Annotated in this window: 24 protein-coding genes; 10 read left to right on the top strand and 14 right to left on the bottom strand. The window is 48.8% G+C overall.

The features are described 5' to 3' along the window. Positions 1–63: 63 nt before the first annotated feature. Together A3848_RS01310 and A3848_RS01305 are read right to left on the bottom strand one after the other, a co-directional pair. Positions 64–1,086 (bottom strand): DUF2804 domain-containing protein, encoded by a 1,023-nt coding sequence (locus tag A3848_RS01310; RefSeq protein WP_074083139.1) that lies wholly within the window; start codon positions 1,084–1,086, stop codon positions 64–66. A 172-nt stretch (positions 1,087–1,258) separates the two neighbouring features. Then, complete coding sequence (locus tag A3848_RS01305) at positions 1,259–2,011, bottom strand: alpha/beta hydrolase family protein (RefSeq protein ID WP_074083138.1); 753 nt, start codon at positions 2,009–2,011, stop codon at positions 1,259–1,261. Between the two features lie 251 nt (positions 2,012–2,262). On the opposite strand from A3848_RS01305, the gene A3848_RS01300 reads away from it, so the two are divergent. After that, the gene (locus A3848_RS01300) at positions 2,263–2,973 is read left to right on the top strand and encodes a DUF4386 domain-containing protein (protein WP_074083137.1); all 711 of its coding nucleotides are present in this window, start codon (positions 2,263–2,265) and stop codon (positions 2,971–2,973) included. On the opposite strand, the gene A3848_RS01295 is transcribed toward A3848_RS01300, so the two are convergent. Genes A3848_RS01295 through A3848_RS01280 form a run of 4 tightly spaced genes read right to left on the bottom strand, consistent with a single transcriptional unit; the run spans position 2,930 to position 6,289 of the window. Beyond that, positions 2,930–3,526 (bottom strand): Crp/Fnr family transcriptional regulator, encoded by a 597-nt coding sequence (locus A3848_RS01295; protein ID WP_074083136.1) that lies wholly within the window; start codon positions 3,524–3,526, stop codon positions 2,930–2,932. The genes A3848_RS01300 and A3848_RS01295 overlap by 44 nt on opposite strands. Positions 3,527–3,580: 54 nt before the next feature. Next, positions 3,581–4,543: a peptide-methionine (S)-S-oxide reductase MsrA gene (gene msrA, locus A3848_RS01290; protein WP_074083135.1), complete on the bottom strand. Its 963-nt coding sequence runs from the start codon at positions 4,541–4,543 to the stop codon at positions 3,581–3,583. Positions 4,544–4,574: 31 nt separating this feature from the next. After that, positions 4,575–5,372 carry an ABC transporter permease gene (locus A3848_RS01285; protein WP_074083134.1) on the bottom strand — a complete coding sequence of 266 codons (798 nt, stop codon included), beginning with the start codon at positions 5,370–5,372 and terminating at the stop codon, positions 4,575–4,577. Beyond that, complete coding sequence (locus tag A3848_RS01280; protein WP_074083133.1) at positions 5,369–6,289, bottom strand: ABC transporter ATP-binding protein; 921 nt, start codon at positions 6,287–6,289, stop codon at positions 5,369–5,371. The genes A3848_RS01285 and A3848_RS01280 overlap by 4 nt, the downstream gene beginning before the upstream one ends. Positions 6,290–6,437: 148 nt before the next feature. Between A3848_RS01280 and A3848_RS01275 the strand changes: the two genes are divergently transcribed. The 4 genes from A3848_RS01275 to A3848_RS33270 all read left to right on the top strand — a co-directional run bounded on the left by A3848_RS01275 (position 6,438) and on the right by A3848_RS33270 (position 9,161). After that, a complete protein-coding gene (locus A3848_RS01275; RefSeq protein ID WP_143192317.1) occupies positions 6,438–7,184 on the top strand; it encodes a LytR/AlgR family response regulator transcription factor in 747 nt (248 codons plus the stop codon). Positions 7,185–7,369: 185 nt separating this feature from the next. Further along, on the top strand, positions 7,370–8,503 hold the full coding sequence (locus A3848_RS01270; RefSeq protein WP_074083131.1) for an ATP-binding protein: 1,134 nt from the start codon (positions 7,370–7,372) through the stop codon (positions 8,501–8,503). 75 nt (positions 8,504–8,578) lie between these two features. Next, a complete protein-coding gene (locus A3848_RS33275) occupies positions 8,579–8,890 on the top strand; it encodes an NAD-dependent epimerase/dehydratase family protein (protein ID WP_074083130.1) in 312 nt (103 codons plus the stop codon). 37 nt (positions 8,891–8,927) lie between these two features. Continuing rightward, positions 8,928–9,161, top strand: coding sequence for a Rossmann-fold NAD(P)-binding domain-containing protein (locus tag A3848_RS33270; RefSeq protein ID WP_074083129.1), 234 nt, complete (start codon positions 8,928–8,930; stop codon positions 9,159–9,161). A gap of 203 nt (positions 9,162–9,364) precedes the next feature. Here the strand turns inward: A3848_RS33270 and A3848_RS01255 are convergent, their stop codons facing one another. After that, the gene (locus A3848_RS01255) at positions 9,365–9,550 is read right to left on the bottom strand and encodes a hypothetical protein (RefSeq protein ID WP_143192316.1); all 186 of its coding nucleotides are present in this window, start codon (positions 9,548–9,550) and stop codon (positions 9,365–9,367) included. A 184-nt stretch (positions 9,551–9,734) separates the two neighbouring features. Between A3848_RS01255 and A3848_RS01250 the strand changes: the two genes are divergently transcribed. The 4 genes from A3848_RS01250 (at position 9,735) to A3848_RS01230 (ending at position 13,965) form a co-directional block, all read left to right on the top strand. Beyond that, the gene (locus A3848_RS01250) at positions 9,735–10,142 is read left to right on the top strand and encodes a hypothetical protein (RefSeq protein ID WP_074083127.1); all 408 of its coding nucleotides are present in this window, start codon (positions 9,735–9,737) and stop codon (positions 10,140–10,142) included. A gap of 2 nt (positions 10,143–10,144) precedes the next feature. After that, positions 10,145–11,431, top strand: a complete 1,287-nt coding sequence (locus A3848_RS01245) for an ammonium transporter (protein ID WP_371916029.1) — start codon at positions 10,145–10,147, stop codon at positions 11,429–11,431. 287 nt (positions 11,432–11,718) lie between these two features. After that, positions 11,719–12,648, top strand: a complete 930-nt coding sequence (locus A3848_RS31145; protein WP_083611837.1) for a stalk domain-containing protein — start codon at positions 11,719–11,721, stop codon at positions 12,646–12,648. A 345-nt stretch (positions 12,649–12,993) separates the two neighbouring features. Next, positions 12,994–13,965, top strand: coding sequence for a tRNA dihydrouridine synthase (locus A3848_RS01230; protein WP_074083126.1), 972 nt, complete (start codon positions 12,994–12,996; stop codon positions 13,963–13,965). 155 nt (positions 13,966–14,120) lie between these two features. Here the strand turns inward: A3848_RS01230 and groL are convergent, their stop codons facing one another. The 7 genes from groL to A3848_RS01195 all read right to left on the bottom strand — a co-directional run bounded on the left by groL (position 14,121) and on the right by A3848_RS01195 (position 19,579). Next, a complete protein-coding gene (gene groL, locus A3848_RS01225) occupies positions 14,121–15,752 on the bottom strand; it encodes a chaperonin GroEL (protein ID WP_074083125.1) in 1,632 nt (543 codons plus the stop codon). Positions 15,753–15,880: 128 nt separating this feature from the next. Beyond that, positions 15,881–16,162 (bottom strand): co-chaperone GroES, encoded by a 282-nt coding sequence (groES, locus tag A3848_RS01220; protein ID WP_074083124.1) that lies wholly within the window; start codon positions 16,160–16,162, stop codon positions 15,881–15,883. 388 nt (positions 16,163–16,550) lie between these two features. Continuing rightward, on the bottom strand, positions 16,551–17,324 hold the full coding sequence (gene tatC, locus A3848_RS01215; RefSeq protein ID WP_074083123.1) for a twin-arginine translocase subunit TatC: 774 nt from the start codon (positions 17,322–17,324) through the stop codon (positions 16,551–16,553). A gap of 199 nt (positions 17,325–17,523) precedes the next feature. Continuing rightward, positions 17,524–17,766 (bottom strand): twin-arginine translocase TatA/TatE family subunit, encoded by a 243-nt coding sequence (tatA, locus tag A3848_RS01210; RefSeq protein ID WP_074083122.1) that lies wholly within the window; start codon positions 17,764–17,766, stop codon positions 17,524–17,526. A 129-nt stretch (positions 17,767–17,895) separates the two neighbouring features. Further along, a complete protein-coding gene (locus tag A3848_RS01205; RefSeq protein WP_020429419.1) occupies positions 17,896–18,381 on the bottom strand; it encodes a MogA/MoaB family molybdenum cofactor biosynthesis protein in 486 nt (161 codons plus the stop codon). 53 nt (positions 18,382–18,434) lie between these two features. Further along, positions 18,435–18,941 carry a cyclic pyranopterin monophosphate synthase MoaC gene (gene moaC / locus A3848_RS01200; protein WP_074083121.1) on the bottom strand — a complete coding sequence of 169 codons (507 nt, stop codon included), beginning with the start codon at positions 18,939–18,941 and terminating at the stop codon, positions 18,435–18,437. Then, positions 18,932–19,579 carry a 5-formyltetrahydrofolate cyclo-ligase gene (locus A3848_RS01195; RefSeq protein ID WP_074083120.1) on the bottom strand — a complete coding sequence of 216 codons (648 nt, stop codon included), beginning with the start codon at positions 19,577–19,579 and terminating at the stop codon, positions 18,932–18,934. The genes moaC and A3848_RS01195 overlap by 10 nt, the downstream gene beginning before the upstream one ends. A 310-nt stretch (positions 19,580–19,889) precedes the next feature. Here A3848_RS01195 and A3848_RS01190 point away from each other — a divergent pair, with 310 nt between their 5' ends. Next, positions 19,890–21,845 (top strand): ABC-F family ATP-binding cassette domain-containing protein, encoded by a 1,956-nt coding sequence (locus tag A3848_RS01190; RefSeq protein WP_074083119.1) that lies wholly within the window; start codon positions 19,890–19,892, stop codon positions 21,843–21,845. Positions 21,846–22,321: the final 476 nt, after the last annotated feature.

Raw genomic sequence — 22,321 nt, 5'->3', positions numbered from 1 at the left:
TGGCCGAAGCCGATATATAACCTGGGAATATGAAGCTGCGCAAGCCGATTGCGTTAAGTCCCTTTACCACCGGTTGACCGCATGTTCCGCAAAGGCCACGAGATCCTTAACCTCGATCACCGTACCGTCGTCTAAAACGGCCTTCCCGTTAAACTTCCCGAAAATCTGGTGGCAATGCGTATCGACAATTTTCAGTTTCATTTCCGTGTACCGATCATAGATCGGCTTGAACTCCATTTCGAATCGCCCATCTTCGCTGATGAAGGTTTTCCTGGCCATGTAACCACCGCCTCCTTGCAGATCAAAGTGAACTTGGCCGATCTTATGCGCTTCGCCGTCATAGAACAAGATGTTCTCCGTGGCGGCAGATGTGTTACCGAAGCCATAGCCGATGTTAAAGCCGAACCGTTTGCCGAAGGCATAACCGCTGCCGCTTCCCCAGAACCACTCGTGGCTGAACGGCCATACCCCCCGGCCCCAATCGAGAAGCCCGAAAGCGGTATCGGCTTCGAAGCGATATTCCTGCTCCCCTATTCGGGCAAAACCGTTAGCAGGCATACAATTGATTTTATGATTGTAATAGAAAAAACGACTATCCTCATCAAATGGCGTTGCCATCACAATCGAGGTAGAATCAGGCTGGATTAGCCGAATATCGATGTCGATCGGTAACTGCTTGCCGTTGCCAGCGGACTTGCAAATAAGCCGGCGCTCTCCGTCCACCACTTGAAACTGCATGAGGAAGCCTTTTTTCTGATACGTCAGATCGCCTTGCTCGGCCGTTGCCGGCATATTCAAACGCCCGAATGGCAATATAAGCATGTTCGATATATCGTACCGTTTACCGGTCTCAAACTCGAAGAGCTTCACGGATACATCGCCGGCGTAGGAGACATGCCCTATCGTCATCTGCAAGCCATACTGATCGTTCGACACTTGATAGAAGTCCCATTCCTTCACTCGCCAGGGTGGTGCCTTGATTGCGTCCCGATTGAAGGTAAGCACGGCTTGGGTCGAGTAACCGCGCTGCAGCAAAACGCCGTCGCTGCCAAGCACAGGACCGGGCGTATGAATTCGATTTTGCATAAGTAAACCCCTCCAGACTTGAGTTGCCAAACCATGATACGCTCATAAGCGCCTCTAACTAATGAGAGCGTTTGCAGACTATGAATTACGCTTGTCTTACACGCGGTAAGATCGTTCAGGAAAGGCGGCCCAGACCTAGACAGAGACCCGGGATATCTATTTCATTTAGAGATTAGATATTTGCTTTTATAAATTCATACGTCATCTCAGCAACTCTTTGATTACCAGCTTCTGAAAAACCGTGACCTTCTCCAGGAAATACTTCAATTCTAGCATGAGGGTATATCAATGATGCCTTCTTCCCATATTCAAGTGACACAATATCATCCTGATCCCCATGAAAAATCAAAACATTTTTATCGAATTGGCCAATATGGTCAAATACATCATATTCATGAATGGATTCAAAAAACACTCTCCCCAATTGAACTTCCCATAGCTCATATGCATCAGGAATGCTCTCCATTGTTGGAAACTTTTTATTCCAGTCAGCTACAATACACAGCGCTGGAAATAGTAATAAGAGTCCTTTAATATCTTTTATATACTCATCAGCTACTAATGCAGATACTAATCCTCCCTGGCTTCCTCCAAATAAAAAGATATTATCAGGATCAACATTCTCCCAAGTTTTTATGTTCTCAACGACAGCGCATAGATCTTCCTTTTCTGTAAATATAGACATTTCATTGGTCCTAAGGTCACTCTTTGAGTTTACGGAGCCTCCACAAAAGTCGAAACAATAGGCGCCCACACCATTCTTTGCTAAATAGTCACTATTCATAGCGAAGTCTTCATTTTTTCCATTAAAACCATGGCTGAAGATCACAACGGGACACTTTTTCTTATTAGGCATGTAAGAGACACCAAAAACTTCTCTCCCATGATGTTTAATCTTTACCGTTTCTTTTTGAAAACTGTTCATATTTAACCCTCCATGACATAGAACTTTTCCACAACGCTTTGTAACTTTGATACCCTCTTTCAAATATTCTGCATGGCCTACAATTTCACCTTTGCTTGTGGTACGGTTTCACCAACCTTGCGTTATCCCGGCTTGACTTCGATACCCGGCGCTTTTGCATCCCTCATCTGAACTCCCTTGACTTAAGTTAATGCCCCCTCCTTACCCTCTTTGTACAATGGAACCAGAATCAATTAGAGGGGGTTGTGTTAATGACTGCAGCAGTGGCACGAACTGGGGGAATTTCACTACTTGTGATGGCGGTGGCCGCCGCATTTTCGTATGGATATGTTCATGGAAGTCTTGTGGTGGAGGGAGATCCAGCCGCTACCTTCGGCAACCTTCAAGCTTCTCCCCTGCTATTCAGGGCTGAAATTCTGGGATGGGTGCTGATATTAGCCTGCGACATTGCAGCCGCATGGGCATTATATACGGTTCTGCAACCTGTGCAGCACGCACTGTCCCTGCTGGGCGCATGGCTGCGCCTGTCTTATACCGCGGTATTGGGGGTTGCTGTCTCCAGCCTGGTTGTCGTCTCGCTTCTTACAGAAGACAGCAGGAGTCAGGCACTGATCGGCTTCACACCGCAGGAGCTGCAGGCGGAGATGATGCTTTTTCTTCACGCTTTTGAAGCAGTGTGGTCGGTCGGCTTGATTCTGTTTGGGGGGCATTTGCTCATAGTGGGCCTGCTGGCCTTCCAATCGGGGAATATCCCGAAGATTATTAGTGTTCTGTTGCTGCTGGCTGGGGCAGGTTATATCTTGCTCCATCTGAGCAGCACACTCGTTCCTGAGTATGAAGAATTTATAAAAGTAGTCAAATGGGTATTTATGCTGCCGATGACAGCGGGAGAGCTGGGCCTTGGCCTATGGCTGCTGTTCAGAGTCCCGGCTCCGCGGGTTCGCGGTGAATCCGCTTCTTGATCCGGCTCAGTGATTCCGGCGTTATTCCGAGATAACTCGCCAGCTGATGCTGGGGGACACGGCTGATCAGTTCGGGTCTTTTGTGAAGGAGAGCCTTCAGGCGGTCTTCGGGAGAAGAGGCAATAAAAGCGGCGAATTCCTCCTGCATCTGACCGAAGCTCTGTTCAAGCATCTGACGGGTCATAGTCTCGAGCTGTGTATGTTTGGTGTACATCGCCTTCTCAGTGTCCAGCGGGCCGACAACTAATGTACAGTCCTCCAGACAGGTCAGGGTGTACTCCGACGTTTTATCCGGCTTATGCGCATTGAAGATGGAGATTGCCTGCTCCTCTGTATAGAAGTTGGAGGTAATGTCCCGGCCCATAACGTCAACTGCATGCTGCCGCACGCATCCCTTCAGGACAAAATAGCAATAGCCGGGAACCTCTCCCTGCCTCAGCAGAACGGTTCCCTTGCTGTATTCCTCGACAAGGATTTCGTCCAGAATCGCTTGCTGCTCTTCATTACTTAAAGAAGTCAGCCGGGTCATATATTGGAGTAAAAGATGCTTCATATTCCAGCCGTCCCCTCTTTTTATCACTAATCACCCTTGCGTTAATTACTACGATCATCTTAACAGCTCCAGATACCGCTCCAGACCATTCGCCTCCAGCTCTTCCTTCGGGATGAACCGGAGCGCGGCAGAGTTAACCCGGTAGTGCTGCTTCGCCGGCTCCGGCCCATCGAAGAACAAATGACCCAGATAGGCTCCGCTCAGCCTGCTGCGCAGTGCCGTCCGGACCTCACCGCCGCTATAGTCAGCTTCACGCCATATCAGCCCTTCGGCAATCGGACCAGTGAAGCTGGGCCAGCCGGTGGCGGAATCAAATTTGTCCGCCGAGCTAAACAGCGGGTCGCCGCTGATCACATCCACATAAACGCCGTCACGGAATTCGTTCCAATACTCATTCTCATACGGCGGCTCTATCGCCTTATGCTGAGTGACCTCATATTGCAGCCGGGTGAGCTGGCTCTTCAGGCGTTTTTGATCCTCACGGCTGTTCCAGTGCTGCTCCAGGAATTCGTCCCGGCCCGAGCCCTTCAAATAGAGCTTATAATCCAAGGGATGGGTTTTATAATAATTCTGATGCATAGCCTCAGCCGTGTAAAATGGAGCAGCGGGAAGAATCTCCGTCACAATCGGGTCCTTGAATCTTTTACTCGCCTGGAGCGCCGTCCTGGACGCCTCCGCCTTTTTCCGCTGTTCATCATTATGCACAAAGATTGCCGTCCGGTAGGAATATCCCCGGTCCATGAATTGCCCGCCCTTGTCCGTCGGATTAATCAGCTGCCAATAAATGTCCAGCAGCCGCTCATACGGAAACACAGCCGGCTCAAATGTTATCTGCACAGCCTCCACATGCCCCGTCGTTTCCGTACCCACTTCCTCATAAGTCGGATTAACCGTGTGACCACCCGTATACCCGGATACCAGTGAGACAATGCCCGGCAGCTCGTCAAAGGGCTTGATCATACACCAAAAGCAGCCTCCTGCAAAGGTGGCAAGCTCCGTTCCGTTCTTTTCGTTCAAGCGGCACACCTTCTATCGCGAATTTTCCCTATTATATATGAATATCTCTTTTTTCCAAAGACAGCAGTGCGGCTGTTAGACAAACAATGATTACAATGACCGGAGTCAGCACCGCACGAACGTAATCACTTGTACCCGTCAAGAGAATGACTTGTGAGTTCTCTACATACATCCCGGAGAATTTCATAATCTGCGTCATTAGAGCATGATCGGACAGTAGCCGAAGGAATGCCGAAGACGTTCCCTGAAGGTAACCCGTAAGCAGAAAATTTCCGAACACGAAGAAAAGAGTTGCTACTATGGCGGAAGCCGCTTTTCGTATCATCACTCCCAGCATCATCACAACAGCGGAATAAGCTGCCAGATACAGGATGTTTAACCCGACAGCCCGCATAGCGGTACTAATATCCTCAGCGGTTGTCTCATGACCGACGGGTGAGCCGGTAATCAGCGCCGCAGACAGATACACGATTAGAAATAATCCAAAAAATTGAAGCAGCCACCACAGAATGACCACCACCCCTAGCAGATATTTCCCTAGAATATACCCCTGTCTGCTCTGCCCCAAAGCGATAATATTCTGTACCGAGCCATATTCAAACCCTTCCGTGATAAAAAAACATATGAACATCGGAATGATGAAATAGAGGAATATGGAGAAAGACACCGCCGTCCGCAACGGCTCTATGGGACTGCTTAATGCATATCCTCCTATTCTGCCAAGGGCCACGGCCAGCCCAAGACTGGCGAGCGCAAACAACACCGTAATGCTCTTAAACGCCACATCTTTCCGCAAAAAATAAACCTCCGCCCTCAGGAAATCCTTCATCGTTCTCCGCCTCCAATCAAATCCATATAATAATGCTCCAGATTTGGCGCAGACATATTGAACCCTTCCACAGGAATTCCTTCCTGCAAAAACACAGCCATCAGCCGCTCCAGATCCACGCTGGCTTTGGGAATCCGCAACTCTCCAGGGGCATTGACGGTAATGTCTGCGATTTGGAGCCTTTGCTTAAGTAGTGCAGCGGCACTTTCCGCATTCGGAGTGGAAATACAGAGCAGGGTCTGGGCGGATCGCAGCAAATCAGCGGCAGAAATCTCTTTGAGGAGCCGTCCTTTATGGATAAATCCATATTGGGTCGCAAGCAGTTGCAGCTCACTGAGAATATGGCTGGAGATCAATACAGTTACGCCCTGTTCCTTCACGAGCCGCTCCAGAATATGTCTCATATCCACAATACCTGCAGGATCAAGTCCGTTAATGGGCTCATCCAGTACAAGCAGCTGCGGACTTCCCAGAAGAGCAATGGCCAATCCGAGACGTTGCCGCATACCTAGCGAATAGTCCGAGGCTTTTTTATTTCCGGCATCCGTTAAGGCCACAGCCTGCAGCACTTCATCAATTCGTTGGGGGTTCCTGATGCCTAGAACATGGCAATAAAACTTCAAATTCTCTTCAGCACTCATATGCGGATACAGGGCCGGCATTTCAATCAGAAACCCAACCCCCCGCCTAGCCACACGCAACTCCTTTTTCCCACGCTGTCCGAAAAGGGTAATCTCGCCGCCCGTCGGCTGCACGAGGCCGCCAATGATTTTCATCAACGTTGTTTTTCCCGCACCATTCTCGCCGACGAATCCGTAGATATCCCCTGCCATAATCGTCATATCCAGCCCCTGCAGGACGAAGCCTGAGCTGTATCGTTTGGTTACATCCTTTGCCTCAAAAACCGCTAATTTCAACCGGAACACTCCTTTATCGATTTATCTAGATAATCATCTGGAATGACCATAACATGTGCGGTTCGCCCTCATCTTCTGCCTGTTCATTTTACGAGAGTTACTGTCGTATATAGGGAATAAATGTATAATAGAACGATACATATGGAAAGTGAGTGAACGTATGATCCATATCGCCATTTGTGACGATGATCCGCGCGCTGCGGGACTGGTGGAGAGACTGATTCTGGACAACCTAGAGCGTTTTTCCGAAAAGATAGAAGTTACTGTCTACTATTCGGGCGAACGGTTTGTTCAGGCTATGGAGTGCGGAAGCGTATTTGATATTATTTTTATGGACATTGAGATGCGGGGAATGGATGGCATTGCGGTAGGGCATGCGCTGCGTGCGGATGATGCCAATGATCCTGCACAGCTCATTTATATCTCCAGCTACGAGCAGTATCATCTGAAGCTGTTCGACGTGCAGCCTTCCGGTTTCATTAAAAAACCTGTCCTGACGGAGCCTTTCATGAACAAGTTGATCCCTGCTGTGCAAAAAGCGATCCGCATCCGCCAGCAGGGCAAGCAACATTTCCTGCCGGTACAGCAGAAAGGAAAAGAACTGCTGATTCCGTTCCGGGACATTCACTATCTGGAGAGCCGCATCCGGCGTATTTCCCTGATGACCAGGGACGGGGAGATCCAGTATTACGGCACTTTGGGCGAAGAAGCGCAGAAGCTGCCTGCCCGTTATTTTATCCGCATTCATCAGTCCTACATCGTTAACTTTTATAGTGTAAAGGAGATAAGCGCCCGAAAAATCGGGCTGATTACTGGCGATGAGCTTCCGGTCAGCGAGAAGAACAGCATTCCCGTGCGGAAGGCTTACTTAAGCTTTAGGGGGAGTCTTGCCTGAATACCATCCTGTGCGAGGAACTGCTATATCTGATCTCTTTCCTTCTGATCCCCGGTATTCTTCATTATTTCTTCAGCCGATGCTTTGTCTGCCGGATAGAACGGAGAAGCCGCCTAATCCTGCTCTACGTCCTGTATGCCGCCTGCCATATGCTCTTGCATTACAGTCCACTGGCGGATATCCTGATGATCACTGTGAACACCGGCCTAATCCTTCTGTTATCGCTGCTGTATGCAGGAGAGCGTAAATGGAAGGGGTATAGTGCGCTATTCATAGCTGCACTTCTTTTTCTCAACGATACAGTGATTCCCTTCGCCTTCTCAGACGTGGGTTATCTGGTAAACCTGGTCTTCTCCAAGCTGCTGATGCTCCTGCTCGTCTTCGTTTTGTTGCGGGTTACCAAAGGAGACGGAAGTGGTACTCTTGCCGGGTGGTACTGGTGCCTTCTGTTTCTGTGTCCGCTGCTGAGCATTACAACACTGCTCCAGCTGTCCAACAACCTGTTTTTTCGGAGCTACCCGCAGCTATTCCCGGTGATTCCCTCTTTGCTGCTGGCCATCAATCTGCTCATTTATGTCCTTAGTGACCGTATCATGCACGCCCAATCCGAGCGCAGCAAACGTCTCCTGCTCGAACAGCAAAACATCTATTATCTCAATCAATATCACATGATCCAGAGCATGCAGGAGGACAGCTTCAAGTTTCAGCACGATTTCAAGCATATCCTGCTGGGCTTGCGTGTAAAACTGGATTCCGGTGAACCAGACGCAACAGCTCAGGAGCTGGATACCCTGCTCGGCCGGCTCGAACCCGACGCTTACAGCTGCAATACCGGAAACCTGGTCGTTGACTCGATGCTAAATTACAAAATCCAGAATGCTGCCCGCCATGGTATTTCTTTCTTCCTGGAGCTGACCATCCCCCCACAACTTACGCTGGACACTGCAGCTCTTTGCGTGATTCTCGGCAACGCCCTGGATAATGCTATAGAGGCCTGCCAGGGAATAACAGAACCGGAGCCAGAGCGGCAGATCACCGTACATATGCATTATTTGAACGACAGCCTGTTTGTACGAATCCGCAACCCGTATGCCCATACCGTTCAGACCGGTCCTTTCGGCGATATCCGTTCGACGAAGGCCGATCACAGATCACATGGCATCGGGCTCAAAAATATCAAAAAAACCATAGAAGCTCTGAATGGCCTGCTGGATATTTCATATGAAGATGGTATCTTTCAGATCGAGTGGGTACTGTTTGGCATTGAAAGACCACATAGCGCTAGTGCCTTATGGAACCTGCAAGAGGTTGAACTTTAGCGTAAACGGGTACTGGAAAGCACGGCTTTATTTGCTTATCGTCCGATTACGTTCGCACAACAGGAGGCAATGCCCATGCATACAATTGAAACGAATACAGAAAGCTCAGGCAACAGGCTCAAAATCGCCTTAACCGGAGCGAGCGGATATATCGGACATAACCTGCTGGAGCAGCTGACTCTGGAATATGATGTGATCGCGTTATCCAGGCACGGAGACCAGAAGGAAGACAACAGCCATGTGGAATGGCGTTCCTGTGAGCTGTTCTCCATATCCTCTGCGGAAAAAGCATTACAAGGGGTTGACTATGCCATCTATCTGGTCCACTCCATGATGCCGACAGCGAAGCTGACACAGGCAAACTTCGCGGACATGGACGCGCACTAAGACCCACCCCATTGCACTGTCTGATGTCCTGCGGGCATTGACAGTAAGCATTGGGAGCACGGAACTGTACAACCGGGCCATTGATGTTGGCGGACCTGACAGCATGACCTGCAAAGAAATGATGATCCAGACGGCAGAGGTCATGCACAAGAAACGGAAATTAGTCGATATTCCGTTTCTGACTATTAACCTGTCGCGCCTCTGGGTTTCTCAGAAGGCTGGAATTCCTCCAGCTTCCCGGTTCACAGGAATGCATCATTGCGATTCATGATTATTTGCCCTCACTGCCCTGGTTTCTGTACAAATACACGCAGGCCAAAGCTCATTTATGGGTCATGTATGCTTTTGGGAGGCATTTAAAACGGATGTAAGTACCCTCGTTACTAACACTCATAAGCAAAGCCGTACTACAGGTCTTAAGACCTTACAGTACGGCTTTTTTTACAGGCAAATTAATCGGCGTAATCTACTCCCTTAATTCTCAAGCTCATCCAGTTCAGTTTCCAGTTCCGCAAGCTTGTTCATCGCTTCCTCCAGCGCTTCCTTATGTCCTGCAGCTTCGGCCCGCTTTATCACCTGCTTGGCTACTGCAATCTGCTGTTCCAGATAGAGAATATCGGAGGCATCTCCTGAGCTGCCCAACCTCTGCGAGTAGGTCATAACCATCATCCTTTCACCTATCTTCCTGCTGATCGTTCGTCTTGTACTCTATATAATAGAGGGTCTTGCAATCCCCGTATAGTACATTACTGGATTGACATGCCGCCTGGTACAAAAACCTATTGACTTGTAAATATATTGTCCCTATAATCAGTCTATGACTTTTCATGTAAGGAGATCTAACATGATTATTGTAGATGAAGTTTACCATAATGTTGTTTATCGTCTATCTGCAGAGGAAGTAAAAGACCTCATCGTACGCCTCAAGATCAAGAAAGAGGATGAAATCGAGGGGATTAAGGATAAAATCAACAAATATGAACAAAAAAGACGGGCCGAAGAGGCAATGTACCAATCGCTCTCCCCGATCCGCAAATGGTTTGCCGGACACCCGGCCAGCCATCACACAGCCGTAGAATATATCGTTCATGTAAAAGACCGGTTCAAACGAATAAACAGCATTAAAAGAGACATTCTAGAGCTAGATCAGGTTCTACTCCTTCTAGAAAACCATCCGGCAACGGAAGAGATCCCGCTCTCACCAGAGATCATACGTGAAATCAAAACCATTAGGGGTATGGAGGCACTATAGAAATGAATGTGACGCTGGAGTCGCTTGGCGGTGGAGTAGATACGATTTGGGTCGTATTGAGCGCCGCTATGATTTTGCTGATGGAGGGCGGTTTTGCCCTGCTGGAAGCCGGTTTTGTAAGGTATAAGAACAGTGTGAACATCATCATGAAAGTATTCGCCGATATCACCATAGGAACGCTGATTTTTTATATTTTCGGATTTGGGCTCATGTACGGTAAAGACGCCGGTGGTTTGGTGGGCACGAGCGGATTCCTGCTTGGCGGTGATCTCTCCAATCTCCATTTCACCATCTCGATTGATACCTTCTGGCTGTTCCAGGCGGCATTTACTATCGCTGTTATTTCCATCGTATCGGGTGCGGTTGCCGAACGGATCAACTTCCGCGCCTATCTGCTGTACGTCATATTAATGACCGGCCTGATCTATCCCCTGGGTGGGCATTGGGCCTGGGGCGGCGGCTGGCTGAACCAACTGGGCCTGCAGGACTTCGCAGGTTCAGCCGTCATACATGCCCTTGGAGGATTCTCGGCACTGGCGGCAGCAATCGTGATCGGCCCTAGAAAAGGCAAGTTTAATCAGGCCGGGAACAGTACGGTTGCCCTGCCAAGCAATCTGCCGTTAGCTTCAGTCGGAGCTTTCCTGCTCTGGTTCGGCTGGTTCGGCTTTAACGCAGGAAGCACCTTAAGTGCTACTGATGTCAGGATTGGACACATCGCAATTGCTACCATGCTCTCGGCAGCAGCAGGCGGCGGCATCACACTGATCTACACCTTATTCCGCTACCAGCGATCAGATGCACCCTCAGTGATCAACGGCTCCCTCGCCGGTCTGGTCGGTATTACTGCCGGCTGTGCGTTTGTGAGTGACGGTGCAGCTATCCTGATCGGCGCCGTCTCCGGTCTGCTCATGATGGCAGCTACCAACTGGCTGGAAGCCCGCCGCATAGATGACCCAGTGGGTGCCTTTCCGGTACATGCCGTATCTGGCGCTTGGGGGACCATAGCTGTAGGCTTGTTCGCCACCGATGGTGGACTGCTCTATGGCGGCGGCTGGCATCAGCTAGGGGTACAGACTCTTGGTCTGGTTACATTGGCTGCCTGGGGATTTGCAACTACCTGGTGTGGTCTGAAGCTGATCGGGAAGCTGGTCCATGTCCGTTCCAGCGAGGAAGAGGAAGACATCGGACTCGATATCAGTTATCACGGCATGATAGCCGTACATCGATCAGCTGAATTCATTGAGCTTGAAGATCATTATCTGGCGGAAGACGATAAATCTCTCCATTAAGGCCAGAAAGTAAATAGCCCCCCTACCGGGGACGTCTAATTAGGGAAAAGCCGTCGGAATTACCGGCGGCTTTTTTATGTATCAAGCTTATAGGACAAAATTTACTGCACATTTAATAGGTCTGGACCGAATGGAAACCATGTAAAATCTTCCTAAAGAAAAAGATTATAGCTGTCGATAATACTTAGGTACTACAAATATATGGAAAGGAAAAGGATATATTAAATTTATTGGGGTTTTATGTACATAGGAAATATCCATATAATAATTTAGGAGGATTAATTTTAATGACTATTTCGAAAAAAGTGTTTGTCTCTTCCATTTTGGTTACCGGATTACTATGTGGGGCGGTTGGGGTCTACGCTTCCAACGGGGTTTCCGTAGTCCAGGCTTACCTGAATAGTACTATTAAATTCACTGTAAATGGGGCTTCCTGGACACCTAAAGATGCTAATGGAAATAAAATTTCGCCTCTCGTCTACAATGGTTCTACCTACCTTCCCGCAAAGGCAGTAGGTGAAGCAATGAATGCGAATGTCCTATGGAACGGCAGCAGCAAAACAGTTGCCATTACAACCACGGGCGGTGACAATGCCGGAGAACCTTACAACGACGCTTCGCCAACTACAACTGCAACAACTACACCAGCAGTACCAGTACCAGTACCAGTACCAGTACCAGCACCAGCACCAGCACCAGCACCAGCACCAGCACCAGCACCAGCACCAGCACCAGCACCTCAGCAAAGTAACCTCCCAAATGGAGTGCTCTCGCTGCCTGCCAATCATGATCTCTCAGCTTCAAGTGAAAAATATAAACCCGTAGCGTTGGCTTTTATCCAAGCTTACGGAAATGCTTTAACCTCTGGATCAAACTCTGGCATTAATGCTTTGGTTGATAAATATGTGATTGATGATTTAAATGACTATGATATGGGCTACAAAAAAAGATCGAAGGACAGTATAGCCAAAGCAATTACCGCGGATATCAAACTCAATGATAGTGCGATTATTACGAAATATGCGGGTATTTTAAAGAATGCAACACTTAATGATGTTAAAATGGATTCAACCTGGACTGAAAAAGACGGAGACTATACTACGTTGTGCTATGAAATAGATTTGCCCGGTTTCTTCATATCTTCATTCAGTGTTTTTTTAAATTTTGAAGTGGACAAAAAGACGAATACTTATTTTCTTAAATCAGTCAATATGTAAACCACAAAAACAAATAAAAAAGAGGCTTCTCAAAAGTTCGGAGTACGAATATAAAACCTCTCATTGCTGATGCGTAAGACAACGAAACCCCCCCTGCTGGCGCAAGGGGGTTTTCGTTGTCTTACATCATACCGCCTGTACTACCACACTGTTTGCATGTGTTTTCGACAGGTTGCAGGATTGGAATCTATATCACTCTCACGCCAAATCACACTCCAATGTGTCTGTCGCTCACACAATTGATTCTGTGCATCAAACGAAAAATAATGATACTATGTATGATGGGTAAAAGACTTTGCTATAGATTATATCGTTTTTATATGTTGCAACAGGAGAAGATAACAGATGGAATCAAACTTTTGGATGGATCTACCAAAGCCGTTTTTTATATTAGCTCCAATGGAAGATGTCACAGATATTGTATTTCGTCAGGTCATTAGAGAAGCTGCAACACCTGACGTATTTTTCACGGAATTCACAAGTACAGAAAATTATTGTCACCCTGTTGGAAAAGAAAATGTAGGTGGCCGATTAATGTTCACAGATGATGAGCAACCGATTGTCGCTCATATTTGGGGCAATAAACCTGCACTTTTTGAACAGATGAGTATGGATATGAAAAAACTTGGTTTTCGTGGTATCGATATAAACATGGGATGCCCAGTACAAAACGCCGCATCCAGTGGAAAAGGGGCAGGATTAATACGCCATCCTGAAGTTGCAGCAGAAATTATTCAAGCAGCAAAAGCAGGTGGATTGCCGGTTAGTGTGAAAACAAGATTGGGTTACTCTAATATTGACGAGTGGCGCGATTGGTTAGGACATATATTGAAACAAGATATTGCGAATCTTTCCATTCACCTTCGTACAAAAAAAGAGAAGAGTAAAGTAGATGCACACTGGGAACTAATTCCTGATATAAAAAAATTACGCGATGAAATTGCTCCAAATACGTTGTTAACCATTAATGGAGATATTCCCGACCGCGCAACAGGATTACAATTAGTAGAACAATACGGCGTTGATGGTGTCATGATTGGCCGCGGCATTTTCACCAATCCGTTTGCTTTTGAGAAAGAATCTAAAGAACATAGCGCGAAGGATTTTCTCAATTTACTTCTTTTGCAGTTGGATCTTCACGATAAATATTCAACAGAAACCCTGCCACGTTCATTTAGACCACTTCTTCGCTATTTCAAAATCTATGTTCGTGAATTTAGAGGCGCAGGCGAACTAAGAGACCAACTAATGAATACCACATCAACTGACGAAGTGCGTCGTTTAGTACAACCTCTTTTAGATCAAGAGTTAGATTGAAGCACCTAAATAGAACTCCAGTTCCGATAACTTGTTTATCAAAAATAATGAGAGACCTCCCAAAAGTTCAATGAACTCTTGTAAGGTCTCTCATTTTTACACTATGAGGTCATGCAATGGTTGATCATCATCGAATTACTTCGATAATGACTTCATTACATCATGCCGCCCATACCGCCCATGCCGCCCATATCCGGCATACCGCCGCCTTTTTCAGGCTCTGGCTTGTCAGCGATAACCGCTTCGGTAGTCAGGAACATTGCAGCTACGGATGCTGCGTTCTGCAGCGCGTAACGGGTTACTTTGGCAGGGTCAACGATCCCTGCTTCGAACATGTTCACCCACTCATCGGTAGCAGCGTTGTAGCCGATACCTACAGCTTCTTTTTTCAAGCGGTCCACGATAACGGATCCTTCTTGACCAGCGTTAGTAGCGATAGTACGGACTGGCTCTTCGAGCGCGCGCAGCACGAGGTTAACGCCAGTTCTTTCGTCGCCTTCAGCTACAACAGCAGCTACAGCAGCATATACGTTTATAAGAGCTGTACCACCACCGGAAACGATACCTTCTTCAACCGCAGCGCGGGTTGCGTTCAGGGCGTCTTCGATGCGCAGTTTGCGCTCTTTCAATTCAGTTTCAGTTGCAGCGCCAACTTTGACAACGGCTACGCCGCCAGCCAATTTAGCCAGACGTTCTTGCAGTTTTTCTTTGTCGAACTCGGAAGTAGTTTCTTCCAGTTGGGAACGGATTTGGCTTACGCGTGCATTGATGTCCGCTTTGTCGCCACTGCCGTCTACGATAGTAGTGTTTTCTTTGGTTACACGTACTTGACGGGCATTACCCAGTTGTTCCACAGTAGTGCTCTTCAGGTCCAGACCGAGCTTCTCAGTGATCACTTGGCCGCCTGTCAGAGCAGCGATGTCCTGCAGCATAGCTTCACGACGGTCGCCGAAGCCAGGAGCTTTGACAGCTACAGCGTTGAAGGTTCCGCGCAGTTTGTTCACGATCAGCATGGCTTGAGCTTCGCCTTCGATATCTTCAGCGATGATTACCAGCGGACGTGCCTGCTGTACGATCTTTTCGAGCAATGGCAGGATTTCCTGTGTGCTGCTGATCTTTTTGTCGGTGATCAGGATGTACGGGTTCTCCAGAACAGCTTCCATTTTGTCCGTATCTGTAATCATGTACGGGGAAATGTAACCGCGGTCGAACTGCATGCCTTCTACCACTTCAAGCTCAGTAAGGAAGCCACGGGATTCTTCAACGGTGATAACACCGTCTTTGCCCACTTTTTCCATAGCTTCAGCAATCAGTTGGCCCACTTCGTCGTCAGCAGCGGAGATAGCAGCTACTTGTGCGATAGACTGGGAATCTTCAATTGGTTTTGCGATCTTTTGCAGCTCAGCTACAGCAGCTTTAACCGCTTTGTCGATACCTTTACGCATAACCATTGGGTTAGCGCCTGCAGTAACGTTCTTCAGACCTTCGCGGATCATGGCTTGAGCCAGAACGGTTGCAGTTGTAGTACCGTCACCGGCTACATCGTTAGTCTTGGTAGCTACTTCTTTGACGAGCTGTGCGCCCATGTTCTCAAAAGCATCTTCCAGTTCGATTTCCTTAGCGATAGTTACACCATCGTTAGTGATGAGCGGGCTGCCGAATTTCTTCTCCAGCACCACGTTGCGGCCTTTTGGTCCAAGTGTAACCTTTACAGCATTTGCCAAAGCATCAACCCCACGCAGCATTGCGCGGCGGGCATCTTCACTGAATTTAATTTCTTTTGCCATTGTGTTGTTAACCTCCTAAAAGTTTTGTGAGCTGTACTTCATCGTCTACACATCGTGCAAAACTTGCTTCGAAAGCATAGGCTTGTTTGGTAAGTATATTCGGTTATCACTTATGAAAGGCTATCCGATTAGTCGAGAATCGCGTGAATGTCGCTTTCCTTCATAATCAAATATTCTTTGCCTTCGTATTTAATTTCAGTTCCGGCATATTTCGAGAACAGCACGCGGTCGCCTTCCTTAACTTCCAGCGGCACACGTACTCCGTCTTTCAGGACACCGCTGCCTACAGCGATAATTGTACCTTCTTGCGGCTTCTCTTTGGAGGAGTCCGGAAGCACAATCCCGAAAGAAGTGGTTTGCTCTTGCTCGCTTGGTTCTACCAATACGCGTTCACCTAGTGGTTTGATCATGAAAAAATAGCCTCCTTTGAAATATGTTGTTTACCTTGAAAACATAACTGGGATACCGTGAAGCTTAGGCGTTTCAGCGGCAGTTATGAAAAATAGGATTCTCAGCGCGGCAGATACCGGCGATTTCCTTGTTTTTCATCAGCGTTAGCACTCAACCCTCTGTAGTGCTAACAACAATTTTTATGATACTCAACTTGAAGACGGATTTCAAGTCTTTTACGTAAAATCATCCAGCTTTTGCGGAAAAATATGGTCAGAGGGGTTGTCCGGCCCATACTCTCTTACATTCTATCCACCGGAGGGCAAAATATGCCACTTTTGTGAGGGGAGAATTCAGCCCAGACTATGGCCGTGCCCGGGTGCAGTTCCCTAGGTGCGGCCAAGTCCCCTACCTGGACTCCTCTTCCCTAACATATCTCGCTTCCAGCTCATCGTCCATGGCCAGTTGCTTGCGATAGACGAAGGCGGACAGGAACACGCTGAATTCATACAGGATCAGGAGGGGGATCGTCACGAGAAAGTCCGAAATGAAATCCGGCGGTGTGATGACCACAGCAATAAAGACGAGTGCAAAATAAGCGTACCGGCGCATTTTACGCAGACGCAGCGGATTAAGAATCCTCAGCTTGGTCAGGAACATGACCACAAGCGGGAGCTCGAACAGCAGCGCCAGCGGAATGACCAGACTGAATAAAAAGCTGAAATACTGGGCAATGCCGTAGGTCTCCTCCAGCCCCATGCTGCGGGTAATCGTAATGGTGAAGGACAGCGCCATCGGGAACACAATATAGTAGGCGAACGCGATGCCCAGAATAAAAAGGATAAAGACGTAAGGGACGTAGCGCAAAGCCGCACTCCGCTCCACCGGCCGGAGGCCTGGGCTGATAAATGCCCATAGCTGATAGACGATGAACGGCACAGACACGGCCAGCGATACAGCCATGGCGATTTTCATGTACATTCCGATGCCGTCCCAGAAGGAAAACGCATGTAGCACAAAACCTTGAGCCTGATCGGCGTGAATCAGATAGAGATAGATCGGTTTGGCCACGAATAACCCTGCAATCAGGCCGGCCACAAATACAATAAGCACATAGATAATCCGCTTGCGCAGTTCGGTTAAATGATCCACCACTGACATTTCTTCCGCTTCCTGAGACATGACTGACACCACCCGATGACTATGTATGAATAATAAGGGATTGAAGCCGCGATACTACACATCGCTTTCAGGCATCCGTTCCAGCTAGAAAGAGAAGGACCATTTATAGCGTGAAACATATTATTTCTTGTCTTTCAAAAAAAGAGCGCCGCCCAGTCTAAACAGCACTGAGAGAAACGCCCCTGCGTGAAAAATAGTATTATTCCGGCAGACGTCTGTCCTGCGGAAGTTCTGCTGCCATCGTCTGCGGGGCTGCCGCGGCCGGAGCTTCGCTTTTCTTCACAGGTTCCGGATCACTGATAATTTCCCGCGCCCCATCCTTAAACTCACGGAAGGTACGTCCGACGGCACGTCCCAGTTCAGGAAGCTTGTTAGGACCAAAGAGCAGCAGTGCCAGTATAACCAGTAAAATAATCCCGGGAGCACCAATACCACTTAGCATGTGTTATTCCTCCTTCTCATTCTGTCCGTTCATGATATTGTTAATATAAATTAATAATACCATAACTTATGTCACACATCCATCAGTGATCTCTGACGATTCTTGGTGACACGACCGGAGGAAAAAACATTATTGCCGGTATTGGCCAGTTACCATGAGCAACGCTTCCGGCAGCTGGTCCATAATTGCCGCCAGGTTCTCATGTACCCCCTTGGGCGTACCCGGCAGGTTCACGATTAGAGTTCTTCCACGTATGCCGCAAATTCCCCGGAACAGCATAACCGCCCGGTTCTTCTGCATGACCGTGCTCCGCATGGCTTCCGAGAGCCCGGGCACCTCCCGCTCAATGACACGCCGGGTCGCCTCAGGTGTAACATCACGAATCGCAAGATCGGTGCCACCGGTAGTCAGCACCAAATCGGCCTGGAAATAATCCGTTAATTCAATCAGAGCAGCAATAATCTCATCCTGTTCATCCGGTACGATCCGGTATTCAACGATCTCGCCACCTAGCTCCTCTTCCACCAGTTCCCGAATAACCTGGGCGCTCGTGTCTTCCCGTTCGCCTCTGGCCCCTTTATCGCTGGCCGTCAGGATTGCTGTTTTCCACGCCATAGGTTGTCCCTCCTTCTCACTATTCTATGTATAGACGGCCGCATTCACGGCCTTTAATCAGCGCTTTGACCTGCATCTTGCTGTTCTGTTTCCTCCAGCGCATAATCTCCGGTTTTGCCTCCACTCTTCTGTACCAGCAGTGTAGGTCCGATAATCATATCCTTCTGCAGCGCCTTGCACATATCGTATACGGTCAGCGCGGCTGCCGAAACGGCGGTCAGCGCTTCCATCTCGACTCCGGTCTTTCCTGTTGTCTTGACGGTTGCTTCTATATATAGCTGGTCTTCGTTGTTATCCCAGAAGCGGATATCAATACCGGTCAGCGGCAGCGGATGGCACATGGGAATCCAGTCTGCAGTTTTTTTGGCCGCCATGATTCCGGCAACCTGGGCAACGGCCAGTACATCGCCTTTGCCGATCCGGCCTGCCTTGATCGCTGTGAGCGTTCCGGGGGCCATCCCGACACTGCTGCGCGCAGCCGCTGTCCGTTTGGTAATCTCCTTGTCGCTCACATCCACCATGCGCGCTCTGCCCTGCTCATTGAAATGGCTTAACTCCATGGTTTATTCTCCTTCCGGCAGTGAATGATGCCATCTTCCGTAATCAGCATGTCCATAAAGGCATCATGATCATCCATTGGTACTTCAGGAACCAGTTGTTGGCTGAATGCCAAACCGATCCAAACCGGAGGCTTTCGAGCAAGCGTGGACCCCTGCTGCCAGGAAGCCCGCAACCGGTCATAATAACCTCTTCCATAGCCAAGACGTCCGCCCTGCCGGTCAAAAGCCAGCCCCGGTACAAAGACTACATCCGGAAGCCGGAGCGTTCCCTTCTCCTGCTCATTCCCTGTGCTGGCCAATGGCTCCAGAATACCGTAAGCTCCCGGTGCAAGCTCTTCCCAGGAGCTTACCGGATGAAAGCTTATCGTTTCGGCTTCAGACAAGACACGGGGCAACAGCACCTCCCGGCCATGTGCCCAAGCCTCCGCAATTAGCGCACGGCAGTCCAGCTCCGAACGGAATGGAACATAGGCGAGCAGTGAAGCGGCCTTTTCCTTTTGCAGCCACTCGTGTGCATATCTGCAGACCTGAGCGGACTTAAAGTCCCGTACGTCTGAAGCAATCCCATCACGGACTGCAGCTCGCTCTGCACGAAGATTCCGTTTGAGTCCGGCAAGCAGCGCACCGTTGCCTGTCATAGGCAGCCGCCTCCCTTTGGTTATATCCTAGCTTATCATAGTTTGTAAACTCAGTTTACCACTCTTCCCCCCGGTTCGCCAAGGTTGCACTTATTACACTGTTATAGGAACCGTCAGAGGTCTGAATTCCCTATCCTATGATGTAGCCATTGCCGGGGGAGAGATCACTTGCCCGGGAGAATACAGCTATGCCAAACCGCACCTCCCCTCGCGCAGCAATCGCTTTTCATGTAAACTATAGAATAAGGTTTTTATACAGCCCCGGCTTAGACGCCGTGGTGAAATATGCAAGGGTGGAGGTTTCATCGGTATGCTTCTTCAAGCGACAGGAATTACAAAATCATACGGAGTACAGAGCGTGCTGGACGGCATCAGCCTGCAGGTGAACGAGAAGGAACGGGTAGGCTTGGTCGGTGTGAACGGGGCCGGCAAGTCCACTTTCCTACAGATTCTCGCAGGTGAAATGTCCTTTGACAGCGGGCAGATTCATAAATCCAAGGAAACCACTATCGGTTACCTGGCCCAGAATAGCGGGCTGCAGTCCGACAAGACTATTCAAGAAGAGATGCTGGCCGTATTCGCCCCGCTGATCGAAGCGGAAGCGGAACTGCGGCAGTTGGAGGCAGATATTGCCGATCCGAAGCTGGCAGATGATCCAAAGCGTTATGAGGATCTGCTGGAACGTTACGCCAGACGCTCGGATTGGTTCAAGGATCATGGCGGCTATGAGATGAACACGCGCATCCGCAGTGTGCTGCATGGGATGGGCTTCGGGGAGTTCTCGCCTGATACGCCGATTGCCACGCTAAGCGGCGGTCAGAAAACCCGGCTGGCGCTGGCCCGCATTCTGCTTCAGGCTCCGGATCTGCTGATGCTGGATGAACCGACCAACCATCTCGACATCGAAACACTCACCTGGCTGGAGGATTATCTGCGCAGCTATGCCGGAGGCATTCTGGTCGTCTCCCATGACCGTTATTTTCTTGACCGCCTGGTGACTACAATCGTCGAGATCGAACGACACCAGTCCCGGAGATATACAGGCAACTATAGCCGCTATATGGATCTGAAAGCTGCAGAATATGAGATCCGGCTGAAGCAGTACGAGAAGCAGCAGGACGAGATTTCGCGGATGGAGGAATTCGTGCAGCGCAATATCGTGCGCGCCTCCACAACCAAACGGGCGCAGAGCCGGCGCAAAGCACTCGACAAGATGGACCGTATTGATAAGCCGCTTGGTGATTTGAAAAAAGCCAGTTTCTCCTTCGAACCAGACTTCATGTCCGGCAAAGAGGTGCTTCAAGTGCGGGATGTCGCAGTAGCTTTTAATAAAGATGCAGCGCCGCTGTTCCGGAACGCCTCTTTTGAGCTGCGCCGGGGTGAAACGGCAGCCTTGATTGGCCCGAATGGTATCGGTAAATCCACATTGCTGCAGTGTATGACCGGTACGCGTGAGCCCTCTGCAGGCACCGTCAATTGGGGAACCAAAGTAAAAATAGCTTACTATGATCAGGAACAGACACGGCTTAATCCGCGCAATACTGTGCTGGAAGAGCTGTGGAGCGAATACCCGATGCTGGAGGAGGCACGGATCCGCACCATTCTTGGTAATTTCCTCTTCAGCGGCGAAGATGTCCTGAAGAAGGTTGCCGCACTGAGCGGCGGTGAAAAAGCGCGTGTGGCGCTGTCCAAGCTCATGCTGCGCAGTGCCAATATGCTCATTCTCGATGAGCCTACCAACCATCTGGATCTGGTGAGCCGCGAGGTGCTGGAGTCGGCGCTGATTGATTTTGAAGGTACCCTGCTCTTCATCTCTCATGACCGTTATTTCCTGAACAAAATGGCCGAACGCGTACTGGAGCTTCATCCGGGCGGGATTGATCAATATTTGGGCAATTATGACGATTATATCGAGAAAAAGAAAGAGCTCGAAGCTATTGCCCTGGAAGAAGCGGAGCTGGCCTCTGCCAAGACCTCCAAAAACGCCAATACGGAGACTCAGGCAGCAGAAAAAGGCACTGCCCTTTCCTATGAAGCGGAAAAGCAGGCCAAACGGGAGGAACGGAACCGCCAGCGGCGGATTTCGGAACTCGAAGAGAACATTGCTGAGCTTGAGGAGACCATCGCCAGGATTGAGAATGAAATGACCAAACCCGAGGTTTTTCAGGATTATATGGCACTTCAAGAGCATGAAGGTGATTTGAAGCTCAAAAAAGAACAGCTTGGAAATTTATTTAGCGAATGGGAAAACCTTGCTGACGAATAATGTAAATACGTTAAATAAATATTTTTTAACCGTTCCCGATTTGTTCATAAATAGTTATCCACAAGACTATCCACAGTTTTCGTGTATAACTCATAGCACAAAAAGGCCCGTGTGGCCTTTTTTTATGCGTAAAATCGCGTTTTTCCTTGTCAAGGACTTTTTATCCACCGAACTATCCACATTATCCACAATCACCACAAGAAATCGCCTCTTAGTAAATCTGTATTTTCCGGGCAATAAAAAATGCTGTTATTGCTGATTTTACACGGTTTTTACACAATTCAGACAGAATATGTGGATAACGTTGTCCACAGCTTGACAAATGATTCTGCTGTTATCTATTTCTGATTTTTCCGTCAAAAATGCTTGGAATTCAGCAACTATATAAAAAAACGAGCCTCCTCCCGGGACTACGCCCGGGAAGATGACTCGTAGATTGTGTATGGTATTAAAGGCCGCTGCCGCCTGCTTGGAGA

This window comes from Paenibacillus sp. P32E, from assembly GCF_001909085.1.
GTDB classification, from domain to species: Bacteria; Bacillota; Bacilli; order Paenibacillales; family Paenibacillaceae; genus Paenibacillus_AQ; species Paenibacillus_AQ helianthi.
This window is presented reverse-complemented; position numbering and strand designations above follow the sequence as displayed.